This window comes from Geodermatophilus sp. SYSU D00965 (assembly GCF_054050075.1).
Genome location: NZ_JBJGYQ010000006.1, coordinates 202,276 through 228,212 on the forward strand (window position 1 = coordinate 202,276; position 25,937 = coordinate 228,212).

At 76.7% G+C, this 25,937-nt stretch carries 28 protein-coding genes; 18 read left to right on the forward strand and 10 right to left on the reverse strand.

Going from position 1 to position 25,937, the window contains the following annotated elements; all coding sequences use genetic code 11:
- The first annotated feature begins 96 nt into the window (after positions 1 to 96).
- The 6 genes from dapE to ACI789_RS08095 are packed head-to-tail and all read left to right on the forward strand — an operon-like array spanning position 97 to position 4,429.
- Positions 97 to 1,197 (forward strand): succinyl-diaminopimelate desuccinylase, encoded by a 1,101-nt coding sequence (gene dapE, locus ACI789_RS08070; RefSeq protein ID WP_457007837.1) that lies wholly within the window; start codon positions 97 to 99, stop codon positions 1,195 to 1,197.
- A 10-nt stretch (positions 1,198 to 1,207) separates the two neighbouring features.
- Positions 1,208 to 2,041, forward strand: a complete 834-nt coding sequence (locus ACI789_RS08075; protein ID WP_457007839.1) for an LOG family protein — start codon at positions 1,208 to 1,210, stop codon at positions 2,039 to 2,041.
- A gap of 11 nt (positions 2,042 to 2,052) precedes the next feature.
- Positions 2,053 to 2,415, forward strand: coding sequence for a DivIVA domain-containing protein (locus ACI789_RS08080; protein ID WP_457007841.1), 363 nt, complete (start codon positions 2,053 to 2,055; stop codon positions 2,413 to 2,415).
- A complete protein-coding gene (locus ACI789_RS08085) occupies positions 2,408 to 2,866 on the forward strand; it encodes an SRPBCC family protein (RefSeq protein WP_457007843.1) in 459 nt (152 codons plus the stop codon). Before ACI789_RS08080 ends, ACI789_RS08085 begins: the two co-directional genes overlap by 8 nt.
- A complete protein-coding gene (locus tag ACI789_RS08090) occupies positions 2,863 to 3,558 on the forward strand; it encodes a DNA alkylation repair protein (RefSeq protein ID WP_457007845.1) in 696 nt (231 codons plus the stop codon). The genes ACI789_RS08085 and ACI789_RS08090 overlap by 4 nt, the downstream gene beginning before the upstream one ends.
- Before the next feature lie 46 nt (positions 3,559 to 3,604).
- Entirely contained in the window at positions 3,605 to 4,429 is an 825-nt protein-coding gene (locus ACI789_RS08095) for a MerR family transcriptional regulator (protein ID WP_457007847.1), read from the forward strand.
- 9 nt (positions 4,430 to 4,438) lie between these two features.
- Here the strand turns inward: ACI789_RS08095 and ACI789_RS08100 are convergent, their stop codons facing one another.
- Genes ACI789_RS08100 through ACI789_RS08115 form a run of 4 tightly spaced genes read right to left on the reverse strand, consistent with a single transcriptional unit; the run spans position 4,439 to position 6,625 of the window.
- A complete protein-coding gene (locus ACI789_RS08100) occupies positions 4,439 to 4,768 on the reverse strand; it encodes a hypothetical protein (RefSeq protein WP_457007849.1) in 330 nt (109 codons plus the stop codon).
- Between the two features lie 4 nt (positions 4,769 to 4,772).
- Positions 4,773 to 5,510, reverse strand: a complete 738-nt coding sequence (locus ACI789_RS08105; RefSeq protein WP_457007851.1) for a cytochrome c oxidase assembly protein — start codon at positions 5,508 to 5,510, stop codon at positions 4,773 to 4,775.
- On the reverse strand, positions 5,507 to 5,962 hold the full coding sequence (locus ACI789_RS08110; RefSeq protein ID WP_457007853.1) for a DUF2243 domain-containing protein: 456 nt from the start codon (positions 5,960 to 5,962) through the stop codon (positions 5,507 to 5,509). Before ACI789_RS08110 ends, ACI789_RS08105 begins: the two co-directional genes overlap by 4 nt.
- A gap of 42 nt (positions 5,963 to 6,004) precedes the next feature.
- Positions 6,005 to 6,625: a LysE family translocator gene (locus tag ACI789_RS08115; protein WP_457007855.1), complete on the reverse strand. Its 621-nt coding sequence runs from the start codon at positions 6,623 to 6,625 to the stop codon at positions 6,005 to 6,007.
- Between the two features lie 52 nt (positions 6,626 to 6,677).
- On the opposite strand from ACI789_RS08115, the gene ACI789_RS08120 reads away from it, so the two are divergent.
- Positions 6,678 to 7,607, forward strand: a complete 930-nt coding sequence (locus tag ACI789_RS08120) for a DMT family transporter (protein ID WP_457007857.1) — start codon at positions 6,678 to 6,680, stop codon at positions 7,605 to 7,607.
- A 16-nt stretch (positions 7,608 to 7,623) separates the two neighbouring features.
- On the opposite strand, the gene ACI789_RS08125 is transcribed toward ACI789_RS08120, so the two are convergent.
- Complete coding sequence (locus ACI789_RS08125) at positions 7,624 to 9,120, reverse strand: glycosyltransferase family 39 protein (protein WP_457007859.1); 1,497 nt, start codon at positions 9,118 to 9,120, stop codon at positions 7,624 to 7,626.
- 77 nt (positions 9,121 to 9,197) lie between these two features.
- Between ACI789_RS08125 and ACI789_RS08130 the strand changes: the two genes are divergently transcribed.
- The 5 genes from ACI789_RS08130 to ACI789_RS08150 all read left to right on the forward strand — a co-directional run bounded on the left by ACI789_RS08130 (position 9,198) and on the right by ACI789_RS08150 (position 13,932).
- Positions 9,198 to 9,734: a DNA-3-methyladenine glycosylase I gene (locus ACI789_RS08130; RefSeq protein WP_457007861.1), complete on the forward strand. Its 537-nt coding sequence runs from the start codon at positions 9,198 to 9,200 to the stop codon at positions 9,732 to 9,734.
- A gap of 164 nt (positions 9,735 to 9,898) precedes the next feature.
- Positions 9,899 to 10,066 (forward strand): DUF3117 domain-containing protein, encoded by a 168-nt coding sequence (locus ACI789_RS08135; protein ID WP_012947303.1) that lies wholly within the window; start codon positions 9,899 to 9,901, stop codon positions 10,064 to 10,066.
- A gap of 89 nt (positions 10,067 to 10,155) precedes the next feature.
- Positions 10,156 to 11,667 (forward strand): leucyl aminopeptidase family protein, encoded by a 1,512-nt coding sequence (locus tag ACI789_RS08140; protein ID WP_457007863.1) that lies wholly within the window; start codon positions 10,156 to 10,158, stop codon positions 11,665 to 11,667.
- Positions 11,667 to 13,133 carry a hypothetical protein gene (locus ACI789_RS08145; protein WP_457007865.1) on the forward strand — a complete coding sequence of 489 codons (1,467 nt, stop codon included), beginning with the start codon at positions 11,667 to 11,669 and terminating at the stop codon, positions 13,131 to 13,133. The genes ACI789_RS08140 and ACI789_RS08145 overlap by 1 nt, the downstream gene beginning before the upstream one ends.
- A gap of 208 nt (positions 13,134 to 13,341) precedes the next feature.
- Complete coding sequence (locus ACI789_RS08150; protein ID WP_457007867.1) at positions 13,342 to 13,932, forward strand: carboxymuconolactone decarboxylase family protein; 591 nt, start codon at positions 13,342 to 13,344, stop codon at positions 13,930 to 13,932.
- Between the two features lie 72 nt (positions 13,933 to 14,004).
- Here the strand turns inward: ACI789_RS08150 and ACI789_RS08155 are convergent, their stop codons facing one another.
- Positions 14,005 to 15,507, reverse strand: coding sequence for a phytoene desaturase family protein (locus ACI789_RS08155; protein WP_457007869.1), 1,503 nt, complete (start codon positions 15,505 to 15,507; stop codon positions 14,005 to 14,007).
- Positions 15,508 to 15,669: 162 nt separating this feature from the next.
- Here ACI789_RS08155 and ACI789_RS08160 point away from each other — a divergent pair, with 162 nt between their 5' ends.
- Entirely contained in the window at positions 15,670 to 16,068 is a 399-nt protein-coding gene (locus tag ACI789_RS08160; RefSeq protein ID WP_457007871.1) for a hypothetical protein, read from the forward strand.
- Positions 16,069 to 16,153: 85 nt separating this feature from the next.
- The gene (locus ACI789_RS08165) at positions 16,154 to 16,843 is read left to right on the forward strand and encodes a DUF6766 family protein (RefSeq protein WP_457007873.1); all 690 of its coding nucleotides are present in this window, start codon (positions 16,154 to 16,156) and stop codon (positions 16,841 to 16,843) included.
- An 87-nt stretch (positions 16,844 to 16,930) separates the two neighbouring features.
- On the opposite strand, the gene ACI789_RS08170 is transcribed toward ACI789_RS08165, so the two are convergent.
- From ACI789_RS08170 to ACI789_RS08180, 3 genes are all read right to left on the reverse strand, one after another.
- Positions 16,931 to 18,028: a spore photoproduct lyase family protein gene (locus ACI789_RS08170; RefSeq protein WP_457007875.1), complete on the reverse strand. Its 1,098-nt coding sequence runs from the start codon at positions 18,026 to 18,028 to the stop codon at positions 16,931 to 16,933.
- Between the two features lie 75 nt (positions 18,029 to 18,103).
- Entirely contained in the window at positions 18,104 to 19,135 is a 1,032-nt protein-coding gene (locus ACI789_RS08175) for a M23 family metallopeptidase (protein WP_457007877.1), read from the reverse strand.
- Positions 19,132 to 19,725, reverse strand: a complete 594-nt coding sequence (locus ACI789_RS08180) for a hypothetical protein (RefSeq protein WP_457007879.1) — start codon at positions 19,723 to 19,725, stop codon at positions 19,132 to 19,134. The genes ACI789_RS08175 and ACI789_RS08180 overlap by 4 nt, the downstream gene beginning before the upstream one ends.
- Before the next feature lie 194 nt (positions 19,726 to 19,919).
- On the opposite strand from ACI789_RS08180, the gene ACI789_RS08185 reads away from it, so the two are divergent.
- From ACI789_RS08185 to ACI789_RS08200, 4 genes are read left to right on the forward strand one after another with little or no spacing between them, the layout of a single operon-like run.
- Positions 19,920 to 20,189: a hypothetical protein gene (locus ACI789_RS08185; RefSeq protein WP_456918859.1), complete on the forward strand. Its 270-nt coding sequence runs from the start codon at positions 19,920 to 19,922 to the stop codon at positions 20,187 to 20,189.
- A gap of 25 nt (positions 20,190 to 20,214) precedes the next feature.
- Positions 20,215 to 22,122 (forward strand): hypothetical protein, encoded by a 1,908-nt coding sequence (locus tag ACI789_RS08190; RefSeq protein WP_457007881.1) that lies wholly within the window; start codon positions 20,215 to 20,217, stop codon positions 22,120 to 22,122.
- Positions 22,119 to 23,645, forward strand: a complete 1,527-nt coding sequence (locus tag ACI789_RS08195) for an SCO6880 family protein (RefSeq protein ID WP_457007883.1) — start codon at positions 22,119 to 22,121, stop codon at positions 23,643 to 23,645. Before ACI789_RS08190 ends, ACI789_RS08195 begins: the two co-directional genes overlap by 4 nt.
- On the forward strand, positions 23,642 to 25,171 hold the full coding sequence (locus ACI789_RS08200; protein WP_457007885.1) for a hypothetical protein: 1,530 nt from the start codon (positions 23,642 to 23,644) through the stop codon (positions 25,169 to 25,171). Before ACI789_RS08195 ends, ACI789_RS08200 begins: the two co-directional genes overlap by 4 nt.
- A gap of 115 nt (positions 25,172 to 25,286) precedes the next feature.
- Here the strand turns inward: ACI789_RS08200 and lepB are convergent.
- Positions 25,287 to 25,937 (reverse strand): signal peptidase I (gene lepB / locus ACI789_RS08205; protein ID WP_457007887.1); only part of this gene is annotated, 651 nt, incomplete at its 5' end.

Consider the following 25,937-nt stretch of genomic DNA (forward strand, 5'->3'; position numbering starts at 1 on the left):
GGCGGGGCGCACCAGGGGGTGAACGGTGCGCAACCTTCCGGTGACGGAGCGCGCTGCGGCGGCCCGGCGACCACGCCGCCCGTAGGCTCGGTGGCCGTGAGTGACCTGCCCGCGCTGGACCTGTCCACCGACGTCCTCTCGCTCACCCGCGCGCTGGTGGACACGCCCTCGGTGTCGGGGGACGAGCGTGCGCTGGCCGACGCGGTGGAGGCGGCGCTGCGCCGGCTCGGCGGCCTGGAGGTGGAGCGGGTCGGGGACGCCGTCCTCGCCCGCACCAACCTCGACCGGCCCAGCCGGGTGGTGCTCGCCGGGCACCTGGACACCGTCCCGATCGCCGACAACCTGCCCAGCCGGGTCGAGGACGGGCGGGTCTACGGCTGCGGCACCAGCGACATGAAGGCCGGCGACGCGGTGATGCTGCGGCTGGCCGGCCGGTTCGGCGTCCCCGGCGCGCAGCCGGCCCACGACCTGACCTTCGTCTTCTACGACAACGAGGAGGTCGAGGCGGTCAAGAACGGCCTGGGCCGGGTCGCCCGCGAGCGCCGCGGCTGGCTCTACGGCGACCTCGCGATCCTCCTCGAGCCCACCGACGGCGAGATCGAGGCCGGCTGCCAGGGGACCCTGCGGGCGGTGCTCGAGGTGCCGGGCCGCCGGGCGCACAGCGCGCGCAGCTGGCTGGGCGTGAACGCGATCCACGGCGCGGCCGGCATCCTCGCCACCCTGGCCGGCTACCGGGCGCGCGAGGTCGAGATCGACGGCTGCACCTACCACGAGGGGCTCAACGCCGTCCGCATCGAGGGCGGCGTCGCCGGCAACGTCATCCCCGACGCCTGCACCGTCACGGTGAACTTCCGCTACGCCCCCGACCGGGACGAGGCCGCCGCCGAGGCGCACGTCCGCGAGGTGTTCGCCGACGCGATCGCCGCCGGCGTGACGCTGACCGTCGTCGACAACGCCGGCGGTGCGCTGCCCGGCCTCGCCGAGCCCGCCGCGGCCGCGTTCGTCGCCGCGGTCGGCCGGCCGGCGCGGGCCAAGCTGGGCTGGACCGACGTCGCCCGGTTCGCCGCCTTCGGCATCCCCGCCGTCAACTACGGCCCCGGCGACCCGCAGCTGGCCCACACCCGCGAGGAACACGTCGTCATCGACCGCCTGCAGCCGGCCGAGGACGCCCTGGTCGCCTACCTCTCCACGCCCTGAGGAGCTCCGAATGACCGTCGAGGCCAACGGGGGACGCCGTCCCCGCCCGACCCGCCACCGCGGGCCGATCATGCTGCGGGGCGGGGAGCCCGACCCGCGGACCCAGGGGACGACGACCGACCAGCGGCTGCTGGACCGGCGGGGCCCGACCGACTGGGTGCACACCGACCCGTGGCGGGTGCTGCGGATCCAGAGCGAGTTCGTCGAGGGCTTCGGACTGCTGTCGGAGCTGCCGCGCGCGGTCAGCGTCTTCGGCAGCGCCCGCACGCCGCGGGACTCCGCGCACTACGCCGCCGGTGTCGAGATCGGGGCGGCGCTGGCCCGGGCCGGGTACGCGGTGATCACCGGTGGCGGGCCCGGCGCGATGGAGGCGGCCAACCGGGGGGCGTCGGAGTCCGGCGGGCTGTCGGTGGGCCTGGGCATCGAGCTGCCGTTCGAGCAGGAGCTCAACGAGTGGGTCGACGTCGGCATCGCGTTCCGCTACTTCTTCGTCCGCAAGACGATGTTCGTGAAGTACGCGCAGGCGTTCGTCATCCTGCCCGGCGGGTTCGGCACCCTCGACGAGCTGTTCGAGGCGCTCACCCTGGTCCAGACCCGCAAGGTCACCCGCTTTCCCGTGGTGCTGTACGGCAGCGAGTACTGGTCGGGCCTGGTCGACTGGATCCGCGACACGATGGTCCCGGCGGCCACCATCCACGCCTCCGACCTGGACCTGTTCACCGTCACCGACGACGTCGACGAGGTCGTCCGGGTCATCCAGGAGGCCGAGGCGGCGCGCCAGGCCGGCGAGGGGCTCGGCGGCATGCGCGCCGCACCGGTCGACAACGCCCCCAGCGACGCCTGAGGTCGCCGCCCGTGGTCTCCGTCGCCGTCTTCGTCCTCACCGTCCTGGTGGTCGGTGCGCTGGTGTTCCTCGCCGGCGCGCTGCTGCTCGGCCGGGGGGAGACCCAGCCGCCCGCCGACCTGGACCGCTCGCCGGTCGAGCTGCCCGACGACCGGCCGGTGACCGCCGCCGACGTCCGGGGGCTGCGGATCTCGGTGACCGCCCGCGGCTACCGGATGACCGAGGTGGACTGGCTGCTCGAGCAGCTCGCGCAGACCCTCGAGGAGCGCGACGCGGAGCTGGCCGAGCTGCGGGCCCGGGTGGCCGCGGCCGACGCGGCCCGGGCCGACGCGGCGCCGCCCGGCCACCAGAACGGGGCGCCGGCCGATGCGTGAGCTGACCGAGACAGTCGACGTCGACGCCCCGCCCGAGCGGGTGTGGGCCGCGCTCACCGACTGGACCCGCCAGGGCGAGTGGATGGTGCTCACCGACGTCGAGACGGTCGGCGGCCCGGCCACCGGGGTCGGCGGGCGGCTGGTGGCGCGCACCGGCCTCCCGTGGCGGCGCGGCCGGCACCTCGGCGTCGTGGACACCATGGTGATCACCGAGTGGGAGCCGCCGCGGCGGGTCGTCGTCCAGCACACCGGGCGGGTCGTCCGCGGGCCGGGCATCTTCGAGGTGACCCCGCGCGGCGCGGGGACCACCTTCGTGTGGACCGAGCAGCTGTGGCTGCCGTTCGGCCTGCTCGGGCAGCTCGGCTGGCCGCTGGCGCGGCCGTTCGTGGTCGCCGGGGTGCGCCGGTCGCTGCGCCGGTTCGCCGCCTTCGCCGTCCGCCACCCGGGATGACCGCGGCGGTGATCCGCGGCGAGCTGGCCGCGGCGGCCGACCCGGAGCGGGCCGAGGGGATGGCCCGGTACTTCCAGGCGCGGCCGGGCGGGTACGGCGAGGGGGACCGGTTCCTGGGCATCGGCGTCCCGGTGCAGCGACGGGTGGCCCGCCGGCACGCGGCGACGACGTCCCTGGCCGAGGTCGAGGCGCTGCTGCGCAGTCCGCTGCACGAGGAGCGCCTGACCGCGCTGTTCGTGCTGGTCGAGCGGTTCGGCAGGGCCGGCGCCGACGAGCGCCGGGAGGTCGTCGGCCTCTACCTGAGGTGCCGGGCGCACGTGGACAACTGGGACCTCGTCGACGCCTCGGCGCCGTACCTGCTGGGCGACGTCGAGCCCGCCGTCCTGGACGAGCTGGCGGCGTCCGCGTCGGTGTGGGACCGCCGGATCGCGGTCATGGCCACGTTCGCCGGGATCCGCGCCGGGCGGTTCGGGCCGACGCTGCACCTGGCCGACCGGCTGCTGGCCGACCCGCACGACCTGGTCCACAAGGCCGTCGGGTGGATGCTGCGCGAGGTGGGCAACCGCGACCGGGCGGTGGCCGAGCAGTTCCTCGCCCCGCGCTACCGCCGCATGCCGCGCACGATGCTGCGCTACGCCATCGAGCGGTACCCGCCCGACCGGCGCCGCGCCTACCTCGCCGGCGAGGTCTGAGCGCCCGGCTTGACCCCGCCCCTGGGGCCGGCCGCAGGCTGCCGGTGTGGACGAGCACCTGTTGCGGGCCGGGGAGTTCCTGTCCCGCACCCGCCTGTCACCCAAGGCCCTGCGGTTGTACGGCGCCCAGGGCCTGCTCGTCCCCGTCCGGATCGACGCCCGCACCGGCTACCGCTGGTACGCCCCGGCACAGGTGGAGCGGGCCCGGCTGATCGGGCTGCTGCGGCAGGCCGGCATGCCCCTCGCGCACGTGCGGGCGGTCCTCGACCGGCCCCCGGCCGACCGCCTCGCCGCGGTCGACCGCTGGTGGGACGGCGTCGAGGCCGACCTCGCCCGGCGGCGGGAGCTCGTGACCCACCTGCACCGCCGGCTGGCCGGCGGGACCGACACCCCGGAGGACACCGTGCACGACGTCACCCTGCGCACCACCGACGAGACGACCTTCCTGAGCACCCGGCGGGCCACGACCGTCGACGGGCTCGACGCCTTCATCACCACCGCCCGGGAGGCGATCGAGGCCCACCTCGACGCCTCGGGCGCCGTCCGCGCCGGCGCGCTGCGGGTCGTCTACCACGGCCTGGTCACCGAGGACAGCGACGGCCCGGTCGAGGCCGCCGTGCCGTTCACCGGATCGGTGGACCCGGCCGGCGACCTGCAGGTCCGCCGGCAGCCGGCGGGCCGGGAGGCGGTCACCGTGCTCTCGCGTGGCGAGGCGGAGTTCCCGCGCATCCTCGACGCCTACGACGCGGTCGCCCGCTGGTGCGACGCCGAAGGGCTGCGACGGGCGGGCAGCCCCGCCGAGGTCTACCTGACCGGCCGGGACGTCGATCCGGAGCAGCCGCACCTCGAGGTGGTCTGGCCGGTCGCCTGACGCCGGCGCTCAGCGCCGGGCGCGGGCGAACTCCAGCGCCTCGCGGGCCAGCGGCAGGTCGGTGCCCGGTTCGCCCTCGGGGAGGCTGACCCACTCGCGGTAGGCCCGGCCGCGGCCGGTGCCGAACGGGCCGCCCGTGCCGTCGGCCAGCAGCGCCGACACCCGCTCCTCGGGCAGCTTCAGCACCACCGCGTCGCCGACCACCATGGCGAAGGCCGCGCCGTCGACCTTCAGCGCCCGGGAGCCGAACCGGCGCGGGCCGGCGGTGTCCGGCGGGGTCACGTCGGGTTCGCCGGCGAGGGCGTCGACCAGGGCGGCGAAGCGGTCAGCGGTCTGCACGGGCTCATGCTGGCGCGGCAGCGGCCGGCGCGGGGCGGACGGCCGCGCGGACGGCGGCGCGGCTGACGTACCAGCGCCGCCACAGCACCGCGGCGACGGCGACGGTCACCACCGTGCCGCCGTCGTTCATGAGCTGCGCGCCCTCCGCGCCGTGCAGCACCCCGGCCGGCGGGTGCGCGTACAGCCACCGCGCCAGGACGTCGTGCGCCGCGGCGCCCGCGGCGAGCGCGCCGGCCCGCACCCCGACACCCCGCGGGTGCGGCACCGGGTCGACGGCGAGCACCGACGCCGTCGCGAGGGTGCCGCTGACCAGCAGGTGCACCGCCACGACCGCCGCGAGCGCGGGCCGGTGCGCCGCGGCCGCGTGCAGGCCGGTGGCGTAGAGCAGCCACAGTCCCGCGGCGTGCAGCGGGACGGCGACCAGCGGGTCGGTCGCCCAGCGCGGCAGCGGCGTCCGCAGCACCCCCGTCAACCGCCGTGCCGCGGTCACCGGCAGCGCCCGGAGGGCCAGGGTGACCGGCGCGGCCAGCACCAGCAGCAGCGGCGCCACCATCCCGAGCAGCAGGTGCCCGGCCATGTGGGTGTGCAGGTCGCCGTGGTCGCCGGCCAGCTGCGCGCCGGCCGCGGCCGCGCCCGCAGCGAGCAGGAACGCCGCCGTCCGGGCCAGCGGCCACGGCGCGCGGCACCGCCCGCTCGCCGCCACGTACACGGCGGCGGCCGCCAGCGCGGCGAGCGCGGTCACCGGGCCGGCCTCCGGCGGGCGCGGAGCAGCAGGACGGTCCCGGCGAGCAGCAGGAGCACCGCCCCGGCGTTCCAGGCGAGGTCGTATCCGGTCAGGTCCACGCCGTAGCGCACCTGGTGCAGCCGCAGCAGCTTGTGGTCCACGACGCCGTCCCACAGCTGGAAGCCGCCGGCGCCGAGCAGGACCAGCGCCCACCAGCGCCCCTTGTCGAAGGCGCCGCGGCGGCGCAGGTCGGCGGTCAGCGCGAGCCCGGCGACCACCGCAGACAGGGTGAGCGCGTGCAGCACGCCGTCGGAGACCAGCCCGACCGCGCCGGAGGCCCGGTCGTAGAGGTGGTGCCAGTGCAGCAGCTGGTGGAAGACGATCTCGTCGACCGCGCCCATGAGGCCGGCGCCGACCAGCAGCCCGGAGGCCGCGAGGCGCCGGCCCGGCGCGGGAGGCGCAGCGGTCACCGCCGACCGGTGCCCGCCGCGGGGACCGGGAAACGCGGCGGCTCAGGCCCGCTCGGTCGCCAGGCGGGCGCCGAAGCCGAGCAGGGCGCAGCCGGTGAACGCGTCCAGGCAGCGGCGGACCGGCCGGCGGGCGAGCACCGCCCGGGCACGGTCCAGCCCGGCCACGAGCAGCAGCAGCCAGCCCAGCCCCAGGACGGCGTGGGTGAGGGCGTAGGCCGCCAACACCTTCACCGGCGTGCCCGGACCGAGGAACTGCGGCAGCACCGCGAGGTAGAAGGCGAGCACCTTGGGGTTGGTGATGTTGGACAGGAAGCCCTGCCGCCAGCCGGCCAGCGCCTGGCCGGGGACCGCCTCGCCCGCGGACAGCGCCGGGTACCGGCCGCGGACGGCGGAGCGCAGCGCCTGCACCCCGAGCCAGCACAGGTAGGCCACGCCGATCCAGCGGATCGCCTGGAACAGCGGCTCCACGCGCACGACCAGCGCCCCGAGGCCGGTCGCGGCGGCGGCGCCCTGCACCACGTTGGACGCGGTGACACCGCCGGCCGCCCAGGCGCCGCGCCGCCGTCCGCCCGTGAGCGTGTTCTTGACGACCACCGCGAAGTCGGCGCCCGGCACCAGGACGAGCACGGCCGCGAAGAGGACGAACGTGGCGTAGTCGGACACGCTCCCACGGTAGGTCGTCGGGAGGGTCGGGCAGGATGGCCATCGTGAGGTCGTGCAGCGTGGCACGCAGGGAGCGATGAGCCGGCGGGGCTGGGCGCTGTTCCTCGCCATGTCGGTCATCTGGGGCGTCCCGTACCTGCTCATCAAGGTGGCCGTCGAGGAGGTCCCGCCGGTCGTCGTGGTCGCCGTCCGCTGCCTGCTCGGGGCCGCCGTGCTGCTCCCGTGGACGATCGCCCGCGGCCAGGTCCGCCCGGCGCTGCGGCACTGGAAGGCGCTGCTGCTGTTCACCGTCCTGGAGATGGCCGGGCCCTGGCTGCTGCTCTCCTACGCCGAGCAGACGCTGTCCAGCTCGCTGACCGGGCTGCTGGTCGCCGGCGTCCCGTTCGTCGCGGCCGTGGCCGGGCGGCTGGCGGGGGAGGAGGACCGGCTCACCCCGGTGCGGCTGGCCGGCATGGGGCTGGGCGTCGTCGGGATCGCCGTCCTGCTGGGGCTCGACGTCGAGGGGATCGCCCTGCTGCCGCTGCTGGCGGTGGCCCTCGTCGTCGTCGGCTACGCCACCGGCCCGCTGGTGGTGAGCCGGGCCCTGCCCGAGGTGCCCGGCGTCGCGGCCAGCGCGATCGCGCTCACCGTGACCGCGGTGGTCTACCTGCCCGTCGCCGCACCGCACCTGGACGAGGCGGTGCGGGCGCCGGCGCCGGCGCTGTTCTCCCTGGTCACCCTGGGCGTGCTGTGCACCGCCGTGGCGCTGGCCATGTTCTTCGCGCTGATCCGCGAGGTCGGCCCCCAGCGGGCGCTGGTCATCACCTTCCTCAACCCGGCGGTGGCGGTCCTGCTCGGCGTCCTGCTGCTCGACGAGCCGTTCACCCTCGGCCTGGCCGTCGGCCTGCCGCTGGTCGTCGCCGGCTGCGTCCTGGCCACCCGGCGCTCCCCGGCGCGCCGCCGCGGTTCCGAGCTGCCCGACGTCGACGCCGCCGTCCCCTGACCCGGGGGCCGGCGGCTCAGCCGAGCCGGCGCAGCTGCGGCCAGACCTGCGACCAGGGCACCTGCCGCTGCTCGGCGACCCACACCGGCACGCCCTGCTCGTCGTTGTCCAGCCCGACGCCGTTGTCGACGCGCGCGGCGAGCTCCACCCGGCCGAACCAGCGCCGCAGCTCCTCCTCCGGCAGCCCGACGGCGACGACCGCGGTCACCGACTCCGGCGGCGGGCCCCAGTCCCAGTAGGCGTTGTGGCCGCTGTGCGCGGGGGCCAGCCCGGGTGCGTAGCGGTCCACCGCGCCGGCCTCGCCGTAGTTGCGGGTGAGGACGGCGACCGGCTCGTCGGCCGGGAGCAGCCCGCGGGCCCGGCCGACGGTCGCGGCGAACGCCGGCCAGCCGACGGTCTCCCCGGCGTCGTAGTTGACGTCGACCACGGGGGTGGCGGCCAGCCGGCCGACCGGGACCACGGGCAGCATGAGGAACGCGTCGACGAGCAGGCTCAGTGCCAGGGCGCCCGCCACGGCGGCGGTCCGCGGCCGGCTGCCCCGGGCCCACGCCACCACCGGTCCCGCCCCGGCGGCCAGCAGCAGCGGGTACAGCCCGCCCAGGTAGTAGGGCTTGCCGCCGGTGGCCAGGAACACGACCGCGAGGACGGCGTAGGCGACGGCGAAGGCCCGCCACTGCCGCAGCGCCGGGTCGCGCGCCAGCCGGACCCAGCCGACCGCCCAGACGGGCACGAGCAGCGGGCTGACCAGCACCAGCTGGAAGGGCAGGAACAGGTACCAGGGCTCGCTGGTGCCCGAGCTGCCCGCCGCGATCGCCTGCGCGAGCTCCAGCTGGGGCCACCCGTGCGCCGCCTGCCAGACCAGGTTCGGCGACCACACGACCAGCGCCAGGGCGCCGCCCAGCCAGGGCCACTGGCTGCGCAGCACCGACCGCGGCCCCACGGCGAGGACGCCGACCAGCACGGCGGCCAGCAGGAACGCCGGCTGCACCTTGTTGAGCAGCGCCAGGCCGGCGACCGCGCCGGCGACCAGCCAGACCCGCCCGCCGTCGCGCAGCGCCCGCACCAGCAGCCAGGACAGCGCCGTCCAGGCGAGCAGGTCCAGCGTCGACGTCGACAGCAGGTGGCCGACGGCCAGCAGCAGGGCCGACACCGCCATCGCCGCGGCGGCCAGCAGCTGGGCGGCCCGGCCGCCGCCGAACTCCCGGGCGAGCAGGCCGGTGAGGACGACGACGGCCCCGGCCGCGAGCGCCGACGGCACCCGCAGGGCGACCAGGGAGCCGGGGGCGAGCGCGTCCACCGCCGCGGCCAGCAGCGGGGTCAGCGGCGGCTGGTCGACGTAGCCGAACGCCGCCTCCCGCCCGGCGCGCAGGAAGTACAGCTCGTCGCGGTGGTAGCCGTAGCGACCGGCGAGGGCGACCAGGAGCAGCACCAGCGCGCCGGCCAGCCCGGTGAGCGGCCGCAGCGCGAGGCCGGGCCGGGCCGTGACCGGGGAGCGGGTCGTCGTGGTCGCCACGGCGACGACCGTAGGGCTGTCGGTGGGCGGGGCTACCGTTCCGCGCCGTGGACCCGTTGGTCAGAGGCGCCCCGTTGGTGAGGTGCGCGTGGGGCGACAGCGCCCCGGAGTACGTCGCCTACCACGACGAGGAGTGGGGCACCCCGCTGCACGGGGACGACGCGCTGTTCGAGCGGCTCTGCCTCGAGGCGTTCCAGTCCGGGCTGTCGTGGCTGACCATCCTGCGCAAGCGCCCGGCGTTCCGGTCGGCGTTCGCCGGGTTCGCCATCGACGCGGTCGCCGCCTTCACCGACGAGGACGAGGCGCGGCTGATGGCCGACGCGGGCATCGTGCGCAACCGCGCCAAGGTGCGGGCGGCGATCGCCAACGCGCAGGCGGCCCAGCGGGTCCCCGAGGGGCTCTCGCAGCTGCTCTGGTCGTTCGCGCCTCCCACGCCGCGGCCCCGGCCGGCCACGCTCGCCGACGTCCCGGCGACCAGCCCGGAGTCGACCGCGATGGCCAAGGAGCTCAAGCGCCGCGGGTTCGTCTTCGTGGGCCCGACGACCGCCTACGCCCTCATGCAGGCCACCGGGATGGTCGACGACCACGTCGCCGACTGCTTCCGGGCGCAGTGACGTGCCGGAACGGCCCTCGTGCAGGGCCCCGTCCTCCCACGGACGGGGGCTCGTGTTGGACCTCAGCGCCGGATACGGGATCATGGGGAGCAGAGCTCACGGCATCGACGAGACGTCACACCGCAGCCAGCAGAGGTTGTGGGTGGCCGATGAAGGAGGCACGCATGGCGGCCATGAAGCCGCGCACGGGTGAAGGTCCCCTGGAGGTCACCAAGGAGGGGCGCGGCCTGGTCATGCGCGTACCGCTCGAAGGCGGCGGACGCCTGGTCGTCGAGCTGTCGCCCGACGAGGCCGCGGCTCTCTCCGAGGCACTGAAGGGCGCGACCAGCTGAACAGCCCCGCGAGCCTGCCCCCGGGCAGCCCCGCGCAGGACGACGCGGCCCCGGCCGCCGGCAGCACGCCGGCGACCGGGGCCGCGCCGTTGCCGCGGGTCGAGGTCCTGTCCACCCTCCCGGCGCTGGGGGAGGACGACGTCCTGGCCGTGCCGGTCGGGTCCGGCGGCGCGCTGCCCGGCTGGCTGTCCGGCCCCGGTGCGCCGGTCGACGCCGACCTGCTGGCCGGTGCACTGCGCGACACCGGCAACACCGGCCGCCCCGGGGCGGTCACCAACCTGCCGGTGCCCGGCCGCCGCCCGCGCAGCGTGGTCGCCGTCGGGGTCGGCGACGCGACGCTGCCGGACCTGCGCAGCTACGTCGGCGTCGCCGTCCGCCGCGGCCAGACCCTCGCCGAGCACGGCGCCACCCGGCTGGTGCTGCCGGTGGACGACGCCGCCGCGCCCGCCGGGGCGGAGGAGGTGCGCGCCGCTGTTGAGGCCGCGCTGCTGGCCGGCTACCGCTTCCGCGAGACCTCCAAGCCCCACCCGCCACGGCTGGCCACCGTCACCGTCGTGGCCACCGACGCCGCCGACCCGGCCGTCACCGCCGCCGCCCGTGCCGGGGAGGTGACCGGCCGCGCCGTCGCCTGGGCGCGCGACCTGGTCAACACGCCCAGCAACACCAAGAACCCGGCCTGGCTCGCCGCCGAGGTGGGGGAGCGGCTGGCCGGGCTCGACCACGTCACCGTGCACGTGCTCGACACCGACGACCTGCGGGCCGGCGGCTTCGGCGGCGTGCTCGCCGTCGGCGGGGGCTCGGCCACGCCGCCGTGCGTCATCGTGGCCTCCTACCGCCCCCCGTCCGCGGGTGTGGGGCACCCGGTGCTGGTCGGCAAGGGCATCACCTTCGACACCGGCGGCCTGTCCATCAAGCCCAACGCGGGCATGCGCGAGATGAAGACCGACATGGCCGGCGGTGCCGCCGTCCTCGCCACGCTCGACGCCGCCGCCCGGCTGGGGCTGCCGGTCGCCGTGACCGCCGTCGTCCCGGCCGCGGAGAACGCCGTGTCCGGCTCCTCCTACCGGCCGGCCGACGTCGTCCGGCACGTCGGCGGGCGGACGACGGAGGTGCAGAACACCGACGCCGAGGGCCGCATGGTGCTCGCCGACGGGCTGGCCCACGCCCGGCTGCGCCTCGGCGCGACCGTGCTGGTCGACGTCGCCACGCTGACCGGCGCGATGAAGGTCGCGCTCGGCACCCGCACCGCCGGCCTCTACGCCACCACCGACGGCCTGGCCGACGCGCTGCGCACCGCCGCCGCCCACGCCGGCGAGCCGGTGTGGCGGATGCCCCTGGCCGAGGAGTACGCCGACCTGCTGGAGAGCACCGTCGCCGACGCCAACAACGCGCCGGGCAACCCGGGCGGGACGACCGCCGCGCTGTTCCTGCGGCCGTTCGCCGGCGACCTGCCCTGGGCCCACCTCGACGTCGCCGGCCCCGCCCGCGCGCAGGGGGACGACGCGGAGGTCGTCAAGGGCGGCACCGGCTTCGGTGCGCGCACGCTGCTGCGCTGGCTGGAGGCCGGTGCGCCGGTCGACGCCCCGATGACCGCCGACTGATGGCGGCCGAGGACGGCGGCGTCGTCTTCCCGGCCGGTCCGGACGGGCGGCGCAGCACCGCGGCGCTGGGGCGGGGCGTGGTCGCCGACGCGCTGCGGCCGGTCGACCCCACCGGCGCGGCGGCCGCGGAGCGGGAGACCAACTGGCGGGCCGGCTACCTCACCCACTTCCGCCGGCTGGTCGAGGCGGGGCTGTCCTCGCGCCAGGCCGCGCTCACCATCGCCGAGTGCGGCCTGGCCTCGCTGCACGCCCGCATGCGGGTCGCCGGGGCCGACGGCGCCGAGACCGGCCTGGACGCGCTGCTCACCGCCCCGGCCGGGCGCGCCCTGGCCACGGCCGAGGTGACCGGCACCGCCGAGCCCGAACGGGAGCTCTCCCTGCCCTTCCACGGCCGCCGCCTGCGCGGGGACGCGCTGCTGGCGCAGCTGGACAGCTGGATCGCGGCCGGCGTGGTGGAGCCGTCGTGCGCCGAGGCGGTGCGCACGGTGGCCGCCAACCCCGGGTGGCTGGCGCTGCCCGGTACCACCGTCGTCGTGCTCGGGGCCGGCGCGGAGATGGGGCCGCTGACCGCGCTGCTGCGCTGGGGCGCCCGCGTGGCCGGCGTCGACCTGCCGCGCGCACCGCTGTGGGAGCGGGTGCTCGACACCGCCCGGCGCGGCGCGGGCACCCTGCTGCTGCCGGTCGAGGGGGAGGGCCCCGCCGACGCCGCCCGGGCCGGCGCGGACCTCATCGCCGACGTGCCGGCCGTGGCCGAGTGGGTCGCCGGGCTGCCCGGCCGGCCGGTGCTGGGCAACTACGTGTACGCCGACGGCGCCACCAACGTGCGGGTGTCGACGGCGGTCGACGCGCTCACCGTGCGGCTGGCCGCGGCCCGCCCCGACCTGGCGCTGGCCTTCCTCGCCACGCCGACCGACGTCTTCGCCGTCCCGGCCGAGGCGGTGGAGCACTCGGTGCGCGCCTACGCCGGCCGGTCGCGGACGGCGAAGCTGCTGGGCCGGCCGCTGCGCACCCTGTCGGCCGGCCGGCTGCTGCAGCGGGCCCACGTGCCGGGCACGGCCCCCGGCATCGCCGACAGCCTCGTCGCCCAGCAGGGCCCGAACTACGCGCTGGCCAAGCGGCTGCAGCGCTGGCGCGCGACGGTGGCGCGGGCCGCGGGGACCACGGTGTCGATGAACGTCGCGCCCCCGACCCGCACCCGCTCGGTGGTCAAGAACCGGGCGCTGGCGGCGGCCTACGCCGGGGCGCACCGGTTCGGCGTCGAGGTGTTCGAGCCGGCGACGTCCAACGTGCTGATGGCCGCGCTGCTGGTCCACGACCTGCACACCGGCGGCGGCCCGGCGCACGAGCAGCCGTGGCAGGACGAGGCCTGCGCCGCCGCCCACGGTGGCCTCTGGCGGACCGCCTACGCCCCGCGCAGCGCGCTGGGCCTGGCCGCGCTGCTCGGCTACGGAGCCGCCCGCAGCTGACGGCCGCCCGCCCGGCCTGCGGCAACCGGGACCCGAACCCCGACCCCACGGCGGCACCGCCGGCGGACGAGTCCCCGCCGCCGGACGACGACCCGCCGCCCTGCTGACCTGTGCGCGAGGCCGTGCGGAAGCCGGGGCGCTCGCGCGGCCCGTACCTCGTGGTGCCGGATCAGTACGTGGCGCCGCGGTCCGGGGCTACGGTCGGCCGGTGACCTGGATCCGGACCCCGTCGGAGGAGGGGGCAGCGGGCGCGGTGTCGGCCGCGTACGACCGTGACCGGGAGACTCTCGGCTACGTCGCCAACTACACGCGGGTCTTCGCCAACCGGCCGGCCGTGCTGGAGGCCTGGCGGGCCCTCAACGGCGCGATCAAGGCATCGATGGACCTGCGCCGCTACGAGCTGGCCACCGTCGCTGCCGCCCTCCGGCTGCGGTCGAGCTACTGCTCGCTCGCCCACGGCAAGCTGCTGGCCGAGCAGTTCGACGGTTCGGCAGCCGTCACCGCCATCGCGACCGACCCCGCGGCGGCGCCGGTGACGCCGGTCGACCGGGCGGTGATGGCGCTCGCGGACAAGGTGGCCGCCGGAGCAGCCCACATGACCCAGGACGACCTCGCCGAACTGCGTGCGCTCGGGGTCGACGACACGGAGATCTTCGACGTCGTCCTGGCTGCGGCGGCCCGCTGCTTCTTCAGCAGCGTGCTGGACGCGGTGGGCGCCGAGCCCGACGCAGCCTTCCAGTCCCTGGACGCCGCCGTCCGGGACGCGCTGACCGTCGGCCGCCCCATCGCCGAGTCCTGAGCCGCGGTCGGCCCGGCTCCTCCGGCCCGTCCGGGCCCCCGCGCGGTCGAGCGCGGAAGCCGGACCCCGGACTCAGGCCGGCCCGACCAGGCCCGCGACGATCTCGGCCGACAGCGCGACGAGCGGCAGGCCGCCACCCGGGTGCGAGGACCCGCCGACCAGGAACAGTCCCGGGACGGGCGAGGCGTTGCCCGGCCGGAGGAACGCGGCCCGCGCGCCGTTGCTCGAGGTCCCGTAGATGGAGCCGCCCGCGCTGCGGGTGTCGCGCTCGAGGTCGGCCGGCGTCCGGACGACGCACCAGCGCACCCGGTCGCGGACGTCGAGCCCGCGCCGCGCCATCACCTCCAGCACGTGTCCGGCGTAGCGGTCGGCCAGGCCGGGTGCGTCCCAGTCGACGCCGCCCGCGGGGTCGTGCCGCGGGGCGTTGACCAGGACGAACCACGACTCGCTGTCGTCGTCCGGGCGGGTGGCCGGGTCGTCGGGGGCGCTGACGTAGACGGTGGGGTCGGCCACCGGCTGCGGGACCCCCCGGCACGAGCCGACCCCGAAGACCGCGTCGAACTCGGCGTCGTAGTCGTCCGGGAAGAGCACGGTGTGGTGGGCCAGACCCGGCGTCCGCCCGTGCAGCGCCAGCAGCAGCACGACGCCGGACAGCGACGGCGTGCTGCGGGTCAGCCCCCGCCGCACCCGGCGGGTGGCGGGCGCCGGCGGCAGCAGGTCGGCGTAGAGCGACGCGGCGTCGGCGCCGGAGACGACGACGTCGGCGCGCAGCACCTCGCCGCCGGCCAGGCGCACCCCCGCCGCGCGCCCGCTCTCCACCAGCACGCGCTCGACGGCGCACCCGGTGCGCACGACGGCGCCTCGCTCGACCGCCCGGGCCGCGACCGCCTCGGCCAGCCGGCGCAGCCCGCCCCGCACGTACCAGGAGCCGAACGCCTGCTCCACGTAGGGGACGGTGGCCAGCACCGCGGGCGCCCGCCGCGGGTCCGAGCCGGAGTAGGTGGCGTAGCGGTCGAGCAGGGTGCGCAGCCGCGGATCGCGCAGGTGCGTCGTCCCCAGGCCGCGCAGGGTGCGCCACGGCGCCACCGTGCCGACGTCGGAGGCGCTGCGGGCCAGCCGCGCCAGGGTGGCCGCCCCGGCCAGTGGCGAGCGGAGGAACGGCCCCTCGGTCACCCGCCACATCGCCGCGGCCCGCGTCAGGAGAGCCGTCCACTGTGCGCCGGCGCCCGGTCCGAGCGCCGTGTCGAGGGCCTCGGGCACGGTGTCGAGTGAGCCGGGCACCACCAGCGGGGTCCCGTCGGCGAAGCGGTAGGCGACCGCCGGGTCGAGGCGCACCAGGTCGACGGCGTCCTCCAGCGGGCCGCCGGTCGCGGCGAACAGGTCGCGGTAGAGGCCGGGCAGCGTGACCAGGCTCGGTCCGGTGTCGAAGCCGTGCCCGTCGCGGGCGTACCAGCCGAGCTTGCCGCCGACCTGCGGCGCCTGCTCCAGCACGGTCACCGCGTGGCCGAGCCCGGCCAGCCGCGCCGCCGCCGCCAGCCCCCCGAGCCCGGCGCCGACCACCGCCACCCGCGCCACGCCGCCACGGTAACCGGGCGCGACGGGCGGGCCGTCCCGGCCGAGGGCAACCCCCCGTTCCCCCGAGCGGGTGGTGATCGTTTGGCGGGGCGTCGCGCGGGGGTAGGCGGGTTGTCCGGCCAGCACCGCCGGACACGGACGGGGGGAGACAGGAGGGCGCCGGTGCCGACCTCGGCGAGGAGAGTGGTGGCGGCCGGCGGGCTCGCGGCCGTGGCGCTGCTGGGCGGCTGCGCCGGCCTGGAGGCCGACGACGTCGGCACGGTGGCCCGCGTGTTCGAGGACGCCTCGGGAGACCCGGCGCAGCGGTGCGAGCTGCTGGCCCCCGCGACGCGAGCGGCCCTCGAGTCCGACGAGTCGGCTCCGTGCGCCGACGCGCTGGAGCAGATCCCGCTGCAGGGCGGCACGGTGGAGTCCGTCGAGGTCTGGGGTGGGGACGCGCAGGTCCGGCTCAGCGGGGACACCGTCTTCCTCACCGAGAGCGACGCCGGCTGGCTGGTCACCGCCGCGGCGTGCCAGCGCCGGGGCGAGGCCCCCTACGACTGCGAGGTGGACGGGCCGTGAACGGCGTCCGAGGGGTCTTCATCGGTTTCCTGGTCGTGATCCTGCTGGGGATCGTCTACGTCACCGCGCTGGGGTTGATGGGCCGATGAGCGCACCTGACCGCTACGGCTTCCTCCGCGCCAACGCACTGAGCCTGGCCTTCGGCGCGCTGTTCCTGGTCACCCTCGTCGGCCAGGCGATCTCCGGCACGGCGGACTTCAACGCCCAGCAGGTCACGAACGGCCTGCCCACGGTGTCGTTCCTGGACTACGTCACCTCGTCGTCCTTCGGGGTCGACGTCATGGAGAACTGGCAGTCGGAGTACCTGCAGTTCTTCCTCTACGTCTTCGCCACCGTGTGGTTCATCCAGCGGGGCTCGTCGGAGTCGAAGGAACCGGGTCAGGAGGGCACGGAGTCCGACGAGGAGCAGCAGGTCGGCCGGCACGCCGGTCCCGGGGCGCCGAAGTGGGCGAGCCCCGGGAACTGGCGGACGACGCTGTACTCGCGCTCGCTCGGCCTGCTCATGGGGGCGCTGTTCCTGCTGACCTGGGCCGCCTCCTCGGTGGCCGGCTGGGCGGCCTACAACTCCGAGCAGCTGGCCGACAGGCAGGACCCGGTCAGCTGGGTCGGCTACCTCGGCGAGGCCGACTTCTGGAACCGGTCCTTCCAGAACTGGCAGTCGGAGATGCTCGCCGTCGGCTCGATGGCGATCTTCGCCGTGTACCTCCGCCAGCGGGGCTCACCGGAGTCCAAGCCGGTCGGCGCCGCGCACGCCGACACCGGTCAGACCGGTTGACGGACCCCTCGGTGAGGTCCTGGAACGGCCCTCCTGCAGGGACCCGCCCCGAGCGCCAGCGAGGGGTGGGGGCAGGAGGGTCCTCCTTCAGAAGGCGTACCGCACGCGCAGCCACGGCGCGTGCGCCGCGATGAGCTCCTGCAGGCGGGTGACGCCGAGCCGCTTGACGTCGTTGCGGTAGCGCACGTTCCACTGCCCGTTCTGGCTGCGCTTGGGCTGCTGCAGGTCCGGCCGCCAGAGCAGCTCCTCGGCCTTAGGGTGCCAGCCGAGGTTGACCTCGTGCAGGTCGCGGTTGTGGGTCAGCATGATCACCTCGGCCGCCGCCTGCGCCTTGGCCGCGGGGGAGAGCTCGTCGTCCAGCCGGGTCAGCAGCTGCGCCCAGTCGGCCTCCCAGCCCTCGCGCAGGACGACGGGGGAGAGGTTGAGGTGCACCTCGTAGCCGGCCTCGACGAAGTCGTCGACGGCGGCGATCCGCTCCGGCACGCGGCTGGTGCGCACGTCGAGCACCCGGGCGTCGGCGTCCGGCATCAGCGAGAAGCGGATCCGGGTGCGGCCCCGCGGGTCGAGCTCCAGCAGCTGCCGGTTGACGTACTTGGTCGCGAACGACGCCTTCGCCGTCGGCAGCTCGCGGAAGGTGGCGACCAGGTCGGCCACGTTGTCGCTGACCAGCGCGTCGACCGAGCAGTCGCTGTTCTCGCCGATGTCGTACACCCAGCTGTGCGGGTCGCACTGGTCGGGCTCGGTCTTGGGGCCCTGCCGGGCGACGTGCCGGCGCAGGTAGCCGGTGATCTGCTCGATGTTGGTGAACACGGTGATCGGGTTGGCGTAGCCCTTCTGCCGCGGCACGTAGCAGTAGGCGCAGGCCATCGCGCACCCGTTGGCCGTCGACGGGGCGATCCAGTTCGCCGAGCGGCCGTTCGGGCGGGCGGTGAGCGACTTCTTGACGCCGAGCACCAGCGTCTCGGTCTTCACCCGCACCCAGCGCTCCACGTTGCCCGCGTTCCCGTGCAGGTCGGGGATCTGCCAGTGCGAGGGGACCTCCACCACCTCGGCGCCGGGGAAGCGGGCCAGCACCTGCTGGCCGCGGGGCGACTCCAGCGCGGCCGGCTCGGCGTGGATCTCGCGGACCCGGAGGAGACGGTCGAGGTCGGGGGGGACGGGGGACGGCGAGGCGGCGGCTCCCACGCCGGGTACAGCGGCCCGCGGCGGCTGCCTGTTCCACCTGCGGGTGCGCCGTGCACCACCCTGCCCGCCCCACCGTCAGCGCAGGTCGAGGCCCCGGTCGGCGAGGAAGGCGAGGGGGTCGGTGGGGGTGCCGTCCAGCAGCACCTCGAAGTGCAGGTGGCAGCCGGTCGAGTCGCCCTTCGTGCCGACCCGCGCGATCTGCTGGCCGGCGACCACGGGCTGGCCGACGACGACGAGCAGGTCGTCGTCCTCCATGTGCGCGTACCGGGTGACCACCCCGCCGCCGTGGTCGACGACGACGAGGTTGCCGTAGCCCGACGAGACCCCGGCCCGGACGACGACCCCGGCCGACGCCGCGACGATCGGCGCGTCGCACCCCGGCGCGAGGTCCAGCCCCGCGTGCAGCCGGACGCCTCCGCCGGTCGGGTCGTCCCGCTGACCGAAGCCGCTGGTCAGCGGGCCCTCGGTGGGCGTCGCCCAGTCGCCGCTGACGCTGCGGAGCAACGGGCTGGCGCCGGTGCAGGAGACCGATCCGGTGCCCGGCGCCAGGCCGGTGACCGTGGCGCCGGCGAGGGCGGCGGTGACCTCGAGGGCGTCGTCCCACCAGCGGGCGTAGTGGTACGGGTCGGCGTTGCGCTGGGTGCGGTGCGCGGCGATCGTCGGCGGCAGGGTCTGCCAGCCCTCGACCTGCAGCAGCGCCCGGTAGAAGTTGGTGGCCGAGGTGGTCGGGTCCATCCGGTCCGCGTAGCTGCCCCACGCGCCGTTGGCCCGCTGCTGGAACAGCCCGCGGCTGTCCGGGCCGACGGCGTCCCCGTGGTCGACGACGGTCAGGGAGGACTCGCCCATCGCCGTCATCACCCCGATGACCTGGCCGCGGGCGTCGACGCCGAGCGCCTCGCCGGCCTCCACGATCAGTGCGGCGTTGACCAGTTGCTCGCCGGACCAGCCGGCGACCGGTCCGTCGGGCACCCCCGCGACGCTCACCGCGGCGCCCACCGGCGAGCACGCGCCGGCCTGCGGGTCCTCCTCCGTGACCAGCGCCGCGGTGACCAGGCCGCCCGCGACGAGCACCGGCACCAGCGCGGCGAGGACGCCGAGCCGCCTCACGGTGCCGGCTCCGCCTGGGTCGCCGTGGTCGCCGTGGTGCTCTCCGCAGGCGGGGTCAGGGCCGCGGAGGGGGCGGAGGGGGCGGTCGCGTCGACCGGCGTGAACCGCTCGACCAGCCAGGGGCTGCCGTCGCCCTCGCGCACGAGCAGCACGGCGTACTCCCCGGCGTCGGTCGGCACCAGCACGGTGGACAGGTAGGCGCTCACCGACGGCGTGGGCCGGGGCGGTCCGGTGACGGCGGTCGCCGGGACCGCCTGCGGGTCGGTGCCCTCGTAGGCCACCGCGGCCGCGGGACTGAGTAGAGGGGTGAGCTCGGCCCACCACTGCCCGGGCTCCAGGGCGGGCCGGGCGAAGGCGGTGACCGCGGCCGTGGCGGCGTCGAGGGCGGCCTGCTGCGAGGCGTCGTCCTCCGTGGGCGGGGGAGGGGGCGCGGGCAGCGCTGCGTCCGCGTCGCCGGGTTCGGGGGCAGGGGCCGCGGACTGCGCTGTCGGCTCGGGCTGCGCCTGCTCGGTCGGCGCCGCGCAGCCGCCCGCCACCAGGGCAGCGCCGAGCGCGGCCGCAGCCGCGAGGCGCCGTCCCGAGCCGGACATGCCCGTGCCCTCCTGTCACCCGGCCGGACCCCCGCCACGCCGGTGCGACCCGAGTAGAACCCGGCTGCCGCGGAGGCGGGACCCCCCAATCTCGGGCATTGCCGCACCTCGGGGCCGCGACCGACCGTGGAGGCCGACACGAACGGCGGGGGTGTCAGCGCCTCGCCGTGGACGACGGACCGAGGACGGAACCGATGGCGCTCACCTCCCCGCTGACCCTGGCCGTGGTCGACCCGGGTCAGGGCGTCGCCCCGCCGGGCGCGGAGGGGATCGTCACGATCGTCCAGTGGGTCGCCTGGACGGTGCTCGCCGTCTGCGTCCTGGGGGTGCTGCTCGTCGGCGCGCGCATGGCGGTGGCCCACCGCCGCGGCGAGGGGGCCGAGCACGCGGTGAGCCTGGCCTACGTCCTGGGTGGTGCGGTCCTCGTCGGGTCGGCGTCCGGGCTGATCGCGGCCCTGGTCTGAGCGACCGGGCAGCGGGGGAGCGGACGTGGACGAGGCGACGCCGACGGCGGGAGTGACCACCGACCCGGCCGTCCCGACGACGACGCCGCCTGCTGCGACGCCCGCCGCGACCACGGTGGCGCCGGCCCAGCCGGCGACGCCGACGGAGACGGCCACGCCGACCCAGACCGCGACGCCGACGGAGACGGCCACGCCGACGGAGACGGCCACGCCGACGGAGACGGCCACGCCGACCGAGACGGCCACGCCGACCCAGACCGCGACGCCGACGGAGACCGCGACGCCGACGGAGACCGCGACGCCGACGGAGACCGCGACGCCGACGGAGACGGGGACGCCGACGCCGACGGGGACGGCGACGCCCACACCGACCGACACGGCCACGCCGACCCCCACGACGGGCGGCGAGGCCCCCACGACGGGCGGCGAGGCCCCCGCGGCGGGCGGCGAGGCCCCCGCGGAGCAGACCCCGACCACGCCACCGGCTGAGCCGACACCGGCGGAGGTCGCCGTCACGGACGACCGGATCCCGGCCGCCTTCGTCGACGACTCCGTCGTGCCGGTGCTGTCCGGCGCCGACCAGCAGGCGGTGGAGGTCGACCGGATCCCGCTCGACACCGTCTCCGACGCCAGGGACCTCGGCGGCCTGGCCGGCTTCGGCCCGGGGGACTCGATCAGCGCCACCGCGGACGTCAGCGGTGTCGACCCGGCCGCCGGGACCTTGGGCGACGCCTTCCTCGACCCGGCCATCCCGGCCGCGGGGATCGGCGTGCTCGACCAGAGTGGAGGAGGAGACGCCTTGGGTGACCTGGCGCGGGAAATCGTCGAGGCGGCCGGCGACGCGCTGGGCGCCGTGGCGCGACTGTGGGCCGACCCGCCGTCCCCCGGCATCGGTTCGATCGGCCCCGGCGGGACGGCGGCGCCGTCCGAGGCGGCCTCACTGCTGGCCGGGTCGCTGGCCTGGTACTCGGCCGCGGTCGCGGTCGTGGCCGTGCTCATCGCGGCCGCGCGCATGGTGTGGCAGCGGCGCAGCCAGCCGGTGGCCGACCTGCTGCGGGGCCTGCTGACCCTGGTCCTCGTCGGCGGCGCCAGCCTCACCGGGGTCACGCTGCTGGTCACGGCGGCGGACGCGTTCTCGGTGTGGGTGCTGCAACGCGCGACCGGCGACGTCGAGGGCGGGCTGACCGAGCTGCTGGCGCTCCAGCAGACCGACGGCATGAACGACGTCCTGGTGATCCTGCTGGGCACCACGGCCCTGCTGGGCGCCCTCCTCCAGATGGTGCTGCTCGTCGCCCGCGGGGTGGTGCTGGTCGTCCTGGCCGGCGTGCTGCCGCTGTCGGCGTCGGCCACGAACACCGACACCGGCCGGGCGGTCTTCGTCCGCACCCTCACCTGGACGATCGCCTTCGCGCTCTACCAGCCGGCCGCCGCGCTGGTGTACGCCGCCGGCCTGGTGCTGGCGCCCACCCCGGACGACGCGCCGCTGGTGGCCGCGCTGACCGGGACGACCTTCCTGGCTCTCGCGATCGCCGCCCTGCCGGCGCTGCTGCGGGTGCTGCGGCCGGTGGTGCGGACGGCGACCGACGGCGGCAACCGGGTGCGCGCGGCGGCCACCGCCGGCCTGCCCTCCGGTGCCCGGGCCGTCGTGCCCGTCACCGTGTCGCCCGCGGGGGGAGCCGCGGCCGCCTCCGTGCGGGTCCCCTCCTCCCGCGGCGGCGGCCCCCGCGCCGGGGCGGCACCGCTCGAGCGGGGCCGCCACTCCGCGGCCCGCCTGGGCGCCGGCGGTCGTGGTCTCGAGCGCACTCGGGGCGCCGAGCCGGTCCCGGTGGCCGGGCCCGTGACCGAGCCGTTCCGCGCGGGCGCCACCCGCAGCTCCTCCGAGGCCCGTCCCGTCCCGACGCCCCGACCCGACGCGGAGGACCTGCTCCCGTGACCGTCGCGCCCCCCGCCCAGCCCCGCACGTACGGCAACTGGCGCCGCCCGGCCAGCCCCGGGCTCGGCAGCCTGGGCATCCTGGGCACCGCCCTGCTGCTGGCCGGCCTCATCGGGGTGATCGCCACCCTGGTGCTGGTCGGCCTCCTCGAGGCGGTGGTCGCCGGCGCCGTCGTCGGCCTGCTGCTCGCGCTGCTCGTGGTCCGCGACCGCCACCACCGGTCGGGGGTGCAGCGGCTGTCCACCCGCGTCGGCTGGACCCGCGCCCGGCGCGGCGGGGCGCACCTCTACCGCTCCGGGCCGCTCGGGCGCACCCCGCAGGGCACCTTCTCGCTCCCGGGGCTGGCCGCGGCGTCCCGCCTCTCGGAGTGGGAGGACTCCTACGGCCGGCCCTTCGCGCTGGTCACCGTCCCGGCCACGCGGCACGCCACCGTCGTGCTGGTCACCGAGCCCGACGGCGCCTCCCTGGTCGACGACGAGCAGATCGACACCTGGGTGGCGCACTGGGGCGCATGGCTGGGCGCGCTCGGCAACGAGCCGGGCCTGGTGGCGGCGTCGGTGACCCTCGAGACCGCGCCGGACTCCGGCACCCGGCTGCGCCACGAGGTCGGCACGCATCTCGACCCGCGGGCGCCCGACGTCGCGCTGGCCATGCTGCGCGAGGTCGTCGACACCTACCCGGCCGGGTCGGCCACGGTGACCGCCTACGTCTCCCTGACCTTCACCACGGCCGGCCGGTCCGGTGGACGGCGGCGGAACGACGAGGACGTCGCCCGGGACATCGGCACCCGCCTGCCGGGCCTCACCGCCGGGCTCAACGCCACCGGCGCCGGCGCGGTGCGCCCGGCCACCGCCCAGGAGCTGTGCGAGGCGATCCGGGTGGCCTACGACCCGTCGGTGGCGGCGGCGCTCGACGAGGCGCGCACCGCCGGCGGCACCCCCGAGCTGCGCTGGTCGGACGTCGGACCGGCCGCCGCGCAGGCCGGCTGGGGCTGGTACCGCCACGACGGCGGGCTGTCGGTCACCTGGTCGATGACCGAGGCGCCGCGCGGCGAGGTGTACTCCTCGGTGCTGGCCGACCTCGTCGCGCCGCACCCCGACATCGACCGCAAGCGGGTCACGCTGCTCTACCGCCCGCTGGATGCCGGCCGCGCCGCCCGGATCGTCGAGCAGGACAAGCGCACCGCGGACTTCCGCGCGTCGTCGTCCTCCCGGCCCACCGCGCGGGTGCTGCTGGAGCAGCGGGCGGCGGCGCTCAGCGCCGAGGAGGAGGCCCGCGGCGCCGGGCTGGTCGACTTCGCGATGCTCGTGACGGCGACCGTGGCCGACGCCGACCTGATCGACGACCCGCGGGCCGCGCTCGACGTCGTCCGCGCCGCGGTCGACAACCTGTCGGCGACCGCCCGCACCCAGCTGCGTCCGGTGTACGGCTCGCAGGACTCGGCGTTCGCCGCCGCGCTGCCGCTGGGCATCGTGCCCTCGGCGCACCTGACCGTGCCCCGCGAGTTCCGGGAGGCGCTGTGAAGCACCGGTCGACGAAGCGGACGGCGCCGGCCCCGGGGCCCGCGCCACGCGGCTGGTCCGGGCGCGGTCGGGGTGCCTCGACCTACGTCCAGGCCCCCGACGAGTGGCGGGCGACCACCGTGCAGGCCTGCGGGCTGTGGCCGTTCGCCGTCGGCGCCGGGACGCCGATGACCGGGGTGCCGCTGGGCCGCAACCTGCTCTCCGGCGCGACGCTGTGCTGCGACCCGATCAGCTGGTTCCAGCGGGCCAACCTGATCAGCAACCCGTCGGCTTTCGTGCTGGGCAAGCCGGGCCTGGGCAAGTCCACCGTGGTCCGCCGGATGGCCCTCGGGCTGGCCGGCTACGGCGTCCTGCCGATGGTCCTGGGCGACCTCAAGCCCGACTACGTCGACCTGGTGGAGGCCATCGGCGGCCAGGTCATCCGGCTCGGCCGGGGCCGCGGGCACCTCAACGTCCTGGACCCCGGTGAGGCGGTGGCGGCCGCGGCCCGGCTGACCGGCGACGCCCGCGAGCAGGTGCTCGCCGACGCGCACGGACGCCGGCACGCGATCGTCTCCGCGCTCATCACGGTCATGCGCGGGACGCCGCCCACCGACCGGGAGGAGACCGTCCTCGACCGGGCGCTGCGCGTCCTCGACGACACCCACGACACCGCCCGGCTGGGCGCCCCGACGCTGCACCACCTGCTCGAGGTGCTCCGGGCCGCGCCGGACGATGTCCGCGCCGCCGCCCTCGACCGCGGCGACCGCAGCCGCTACGACGACGTCACCGAGGACCTCGAGGCCACGCTGGTCGGGCTGACCGGCGGCGGGCGGCTGGGCCGCATCTTCGCCGAGCCCACCACGACGCCGATGCGCCGCGACCGCCCGGTCGTCTTCGACGTCTCGAGCATCGACGACGCCCAGACCGACCTGCAGGCGGCCGTGCTGCTGGCCTGCTGGTCGGCCGGCTTCGGGACGATCAGCGTCGCGCACGCGCTGGCCGACGCCGGCCTCGAGCCGCGCCGGCACCACTTCGTCGTCCTGGACGAGCTCTGGCGGGCGCTGCGCGCCGGCCGGGGCATGGTCGACCGGGTCGACGCCCTCACCCGCCTGAACCGGCAGCGCGGCGTCGGCATGGCGATGGTCAGCCACACCATGAGCGACCTGCTGGCCCTCCCCAGCGAGGAGGACCGGATGAAGGCCCGCGGATTCGTCGAGCGATCCGGCATGGTCATCTGCGGCGGGCTGCCGTCGGCGGAGATGCCGATGCTCACCTCCGCCGTCCCGCTCACCCGGGCCGAGCAGGACCTCCTGGTCGGCTGGCAGGACCCGCCGGCCTGGAACCCCGGCACCGGAGCCGAGGCCGAGCCGCCCGGCCGGGGCCGCTTCCTCGTCAAGGTGGGCGGCCGGCCGGGCATCCCGGTGCACGTGACGCTCACCGGCGTGGAGCGGCAGCTCAACGACACCAACAAGCTCTGGCACGAGCTGTCCCGGTCCGCCGACGACCTGGCGTCCTCCGCGGCGGAGGGCCCCGTCCGCGGCTGACGACCCGCGCCCCGGTCGGCTTCCCCGACGAGATCGCGCGATCTCGCACGCTCGGCGGCGGCTGGACGTGCGAGACCCCGTGATCTCGACCGGGGGCCACGGTGGGGACGTGCGCTCAGCAGCCCTCGTAGGGCGAGGGCAGCGAACCCGGTGAGGGCCACAGGCGCCCGCTCACGGCGCCGACCAGCGCGTCCTCGGGGACCGCCCCGAAGGCGCGGGAGTCGATCGCGCCGTCACGGTTGTCGCTGAGCAGGAACAGCGAGCCCTCCGGCACGGTCACCGGGCCGAAGTACACGCCGTCCAGCAGCGCGGGGTCGATCGCCGGCTCGCAGACCGCGGCGCCGTCCACCACGAGGACGCCGTCCTCGATGGCCACCTGGTCCCCGCCCAGCCCGACGACCCGCTTGACCAGCAGCCCGTCCTCGAGGGGGCTCTCCACGGCCACGACGTCCCCGCGGTGCACCGAGCCGTGCCAGTGCTGCACGAGCAGCAGGTCGCCGGCGGAGACGGTCGGCTGCATGCTGACGGAGTCGACCCGCATCACCTGCACCGGGAGCAGACCGACCAGGCTCGCGGTGAACAGCACGGCCAGGCCGACGGCCCCCCACGCCACCGCCCCCCGCAGCCGGGCGAACAGGGCACCGCCGCGGCCACCGGTGCGGGGGTCACCGGAGGCCGCGGCGGCAGATCGGGAGGTGCGCCCCGCGGCGTGCCGCCGGGCGCCCGGCCCACCGTCGTGGTCACCCGTGCGGGGGTCACCGGTGAC